The organism is Caryophanon latum, from assembly GCF_001700325.1.
Taxonomy (GTDB): Bacteria; Bacillota; Bacilli; order Bacillales_A; family Planococcaceae; genus Caryophanon; species Caryophanon latum.
Genome location: NZ_MATO01000086.1, coordinates 1 through 3,411, shown reverse-complemented (window position 1 = coordinate 3,411; position 3,411 = coordinate 1). Strand labels below are relative to the sequence as shown.

Genomic DNA, 3,411 nt, shown 5'->3' with positions numbered 1-3,411 from the left:
GTATGGAGCTGACGAATACTAATCGGTCGAGGACTTAACCAAATTTTGTTTTCAACAATATCGAGTTTATCCAGTTTTGAAAGAACAATTCTTTCTCAAAAGGGTTTCAACATACAAGCAAATCGATAATGAATTGCGCCGTAGATTGGAAGCCGTAATATAGTGAAGTGACGATGGCAAAGAGGTCACACCTGTTCCCATACCGAACAAGCAGAGGGTCGGCGGTTCGAGCCCGTCATCCTCCACCATTTATGCCGGTGTAGCTCAGTTGGTAGAGCAACTGACTTGTAATCAGTAGGTCGTGGGTTCGACTCCTATCGCCGGCACCACTTATTATGTGCTATTAGCTCAGTTGGTAGAGCATCTGACTTTTAATCAGAGGGTCGAAGGTTCGAGTCCTTCATGGCACACCATTTTAACTTTATATACTGTCAGATTAAAAATATCTTATGCATTTTGCGGAAGTAGTTCAGTGGTAGAACACCACCTTGCCAAGGTGGGGGTCGCGAGTTCGAACCTCGTCTTCCGCTCCAAAAATGCCGGGGTGGCGGAACTGGCAGACGCACAGGACTTAAAATCCTGCGGTGAGTGATCACCGTGCCGGTTCGATTCCGGCCCTCGGCACCATTTTTAATTTTATTATGCGCCCGTAGCTCAATTGGATAGAGCGTTTGACTACGGATCAAAAGGTTATGGGTTCGACTCCTGTCGGGCGCGCCATATTTTTCTATTTATTTCGGAATGTAGCTCAGCTTGGTAGAGCACTTGGTTTGGGACCAAGGGGTCGTAGGTTCGAATCCTGTCATTCCGACCATTTTTAATGGGGCCTTAGCTCAGCTGGGAGAGCGCCTGCCTTGCACGCAGGAGGTCAGCGGTTCGATCCCGCTAGGCTCCACCAACAAAATAAAGATCCTGGCTACCTAGCTCAGCTGGCTAGAGCATTCGGTTCATACCCGAAAGGTCGTGGGTTCGACTCCCTCGGTAGCCATCCTAAGGACCTTTAGCTCAGTTGGTTAGAGCAGACGGCTCATAACCGTCCGGTCACAGGTTCGAGTCCTGTAAGGTCCACCATTCAAACAACAAGCATATAATATACGGAGGTATACCCAAGTCTGGCTGAAGGGATCGGTCTTGAAAACCGACAGGCGGGTAACACCGCGCGGGGGTTCGAATCCCTCTACCTCCTCCATTTTACTTGAATGGTGAAAACAGAACAGAATAGCAATTATCGCGGGGTGGAGCAGTGGTAGCTCGTCGGGCTCATAACCCGAAGGTCGCAGGTTCAAGTCCTGTCCCCGCAACCAAAAGGTCCCGTGGTGTAGCGGTTAACATGCCTGCCTGTCACGCAGGAGATCGCCGGTTCGATCCCGGTCGGGACCGCCATTTTTAATGGGTTTGTAGCTCAGTTGGTAGAGCATTAGATTGAAGCTCTAAGTGTCGGCGGTTCGATTCCGTCCAAACCCACCATAAAGCGGGTGTAGTTTAATGGTAAAACCTCAGTCTTCCAAACTGATGTCGTGAGTTCGATTCTCATCACCCGCTCCAATTTTTCGGGCCTATAGCTCAGCTGGTTAGAGCGCACGCCTGATAAGCGTGAGGTCGATGGTTCGAGTCCATTTAGGCCCACCAGAAAAATTATTCCGAAATAGCTCAGTTGGTAGAGCATCCGGCTGTTAACCGGCAGGTCGCAGGTTCGAGTCCTGCTTTCGGAGCCAAAGATGGGGACATACTCAAGAGGCTGAAGAGGCGCCCCTGCTAAGGGTGTAGGTCGGGTAACCGGCGCGAGGGTTCAAATCCCTCTGTCTCCGCCAGAGGCCCGTTGGTCAAGTGGTTAAGACACCGCCCTTTCACGGCGGTAACACGGGTTCGAATCCCGTACGGGTCATAGCAAAAAACGCGTAGCGAAATTATTCGCTGCGCGTTTTTTTATGTGATGGTTTGTCAAATTAAGTGCAACAGTTCTTCCTCAAACGCCTCGTATGCGGTTTTCCAACCAAGACATTTTCTGGGTCGGCTGTTGATTAATTGCAGTGCTTGTGTCATCTCAGACGCTGTTACATGATCGAAATTGGTTTTCTTCGGGAAGAACTCACGTAACAAACCATTGCCATTTTCATTACTGCCACGTTGCCACGAAGCGTACGCATCCGCAAAGTATATGCGGATGTTTAACTCTTGTTCCAGCGCGTGGTAACAGCTGAATTCTTTCCCACGATCCGTTGTCGCTGTTTGAAAGGCGCCTAGAGGCAACTGCTTATGCAGCTGTTTCACCGCACTCTCCATTGATGCAGCGGAACGGTCTGGCAGAAGAATCCCGACATACCAGCGTGTTTTACGCTCAATGAATGTAGCGACGCAGCCCTTTGCTTGCCCACGTCCTGATACCACGGTATCAAGTTCCCAGTGCCCAAAAGTTTCTCGTTTCCGTACGTTGGCTGGGCGCTCTGAAATGGGTGTGCCAACGTTGAAGCGCCCTCTTGTTTCACGCGGGTTTTGTCGTTTTCCTTTTTGACGAAGCACCGTAACAGGCACCGCTAATAAGCCGTTGTAAATCCAACGATAAATGCTTTTAAAACTCAGTTTTCCTGCATACAAACGACCGACGATTTGTTCAGGCGACCAGGTTTCATCGAGCTTTTCTTGAAGTGCCTCTTTTAACACGGCAGTGAGCTTGGACTTCGCGCCACAGTTGGCTTTATTCGCTTGATAACGTGACTGTGCCTCCTCGACAGAACAATCGGGGTGGCGACGCAGCTCTCTTGAAATCGTCGAGGGGCTGCGATGAAGGTGCTGGGCGATGGCACGAATGGAATAGCCCAATGCCAGATAGGTTTCTATTTTTACACGTTCAGATATGGTAAGATGAGTATAGCTCATAACGATTCCTCCTCTGATGTTTGGTGTGGTAACTAACATGGTACACGAGGTCGTTATGGGTTTCTTTTATTTTGTCTCGCAGGTGTTGCACTTAATATGGCTCTTCACCATAACTTGGGGTTGCTTTTCACGTCGAGGCAGGCTTTCCGCAGGCCCGGCGCAAGCCTCCTCGTCGTTCGTGCCTCACGACTGCGGGCTCTTGAGGCTCGCGCTTTTCCCGCTGGAGTCCGCCTCTCGTTTCAAGCAACTTTAAAGAAATTTTAAAAGTGAAAATAGGAGTAGCTTTCTGATCAATCTTATAGTAGTATAAAAAGTGCAAGCAATTTATAAACATGCATTACGTAATAGATGAAATGTTGATATTACTCATGTTTTATTTTCATATAATGTAAGCTCTATAAAAAAATCTGCATTTTTTATAAAAAATATATAAAAAAGGTATTGTAATTTATAGCAAATATGATATTATAAATCTTGTCTTCAAGAAAAAATGTGAAGTGACGATGGCAAAGAGGTCACACCTGTTCCCATACC

The 3,411-nt window shown here is 48.0% G+C and carries 1 protein-coding gene and 18 tRNA genes; 18 read left to right on the top strand and 1 reads right to left on the bottom strand.

Annotation, left to right across the window (positions count from 1 at the left end):
- The first annotated feature begins 253 nt into the window (after positions 1-253).
- From A6K76_RS16110 to A6K76_RS16025, 18 genes are all read left to right on the top strand, one after another.
- A tRNA-Thr gene (locus tag A6K76_RS16110) sits at positions 254-329 on the top strand.
- Between the two features lie 8 nt (positions 330-337).
- Positions 338-413 (top strand) — tRNA-Lys (locus A6K76_RS16105).
- A gap of 45 nt (positions 414-458) precedes the next feature.
- Positions 459-533 (top strand) — tRNA-Gly (locus tag A6K76_RS16100).
- 5 nt (positions 534-538) lie between these two features.
- A tRNA-Leu gene (locus tag A6K76_RS16095) sits at positions 539-627 on the top strand.
- 16 nt (positions 628-643) lie between these two features.
- Positions 644-720 (top strand) — tRNA-Arg (locus tag A6K76_RS16090).
- A 17-nt stretch (positions 721-737) separates the two neighbouring features.
- A tRNA-Pro gene (locus A6K76_RS16085) sits at positions 738-814 on the top strand.
- 8 nt (positions 815-822) lie between these two features.
- Positions 823-898 (top strand) — tRNA-Ala (locus tag A6K76_RS16080).
- A gap of 16 nt (positions 899-914) precedes the next feature.
- Positions 915-988: transfer RNA gene (locus A6K76_RS16075), tRNA-Met, on the top strand.
- A 6-nt stretch (positions 989-994) separates the two neighbouring features.
- Positions 995-1,071: transfer RNA gene (locus tag A6K76_RS16070), tRNA-Ile, on the top strand.
- Positions 1,072-1,096: 25 nt separating this feature from the next.
- Positions 1,097-1,189: transfer RNA gene (locus tag A6K76_RS16065), tRNA-Ser, on the top strand.
- Positions 1,190-1,229: 40 nt separating this feature from the next.
- Positions 1,230-1,304 (top strand) — tRNA-Met (locus tag A6K76_RS16060).
- Positions 1,305-1,307: 3 nt separating this feature from the next.
- A tRNA-Asp gene (locus A6K76_RS16055) sits at positions 1,308-1,383 on the top strand.
- Positions 1,384-1,391: 8 nt separating this feature from the next.
- A tRNA-Phe gene (locus tag A6K76_RS16050) sits at positions 1,392-1,467 on the top strand.
- 4 nt (positions 1,468-1,471) lie between these two features.
- A tRNA-Gly gene (locus A6K76_RS16045) sits at positions 1,472-1,545 on the top strand.
- Between the two features lie 7 nt (positions 1,546-1,552).
- Positions 1,553-1,629 (top strand) — tRNA-Ile (locus A6K76_RS16040).
- 10 nt (positions 1,630-1,639) lie between these two features.
- A tRNA-Asn gene (locus tag A6K76_RS16035) sits at positions 1,640-1,715 on the top strand.
- Positions 1,716-1,720: 5 nt separating this feature from the next.
- Positions 1,721-1,811 (top strand) — tRNA-Ser (locus A6K76_RS16030).
- Positions 1,812-1,813: 2 nt separating this feature from the next.
- Positions 1,814-1,885, top strand: a tRNA-Glu gene (locus tag A6K76_RS16025).
- A gap of 56 nt (positions 1,886-1,941) precedes the next feature.
- Here the strand turns inward: A6K76_RS16025 and A6K76_RS16020 are convergent.
- The gene (locus A6K76_RS16020; RefSeq protein ID WP_066466599.1) at positions 1,942-2,877 is read right to left on the bottom strand and encodes an IS30 family transposase; all 936 of its coding nucleotides are present in this window, start codon (positions 2,875-2,877) and stop codon (positions 1,942-1,944) included.
- Between the last annotated feature and the right edge of the window lie 534 nt (positions 2,878-3,411).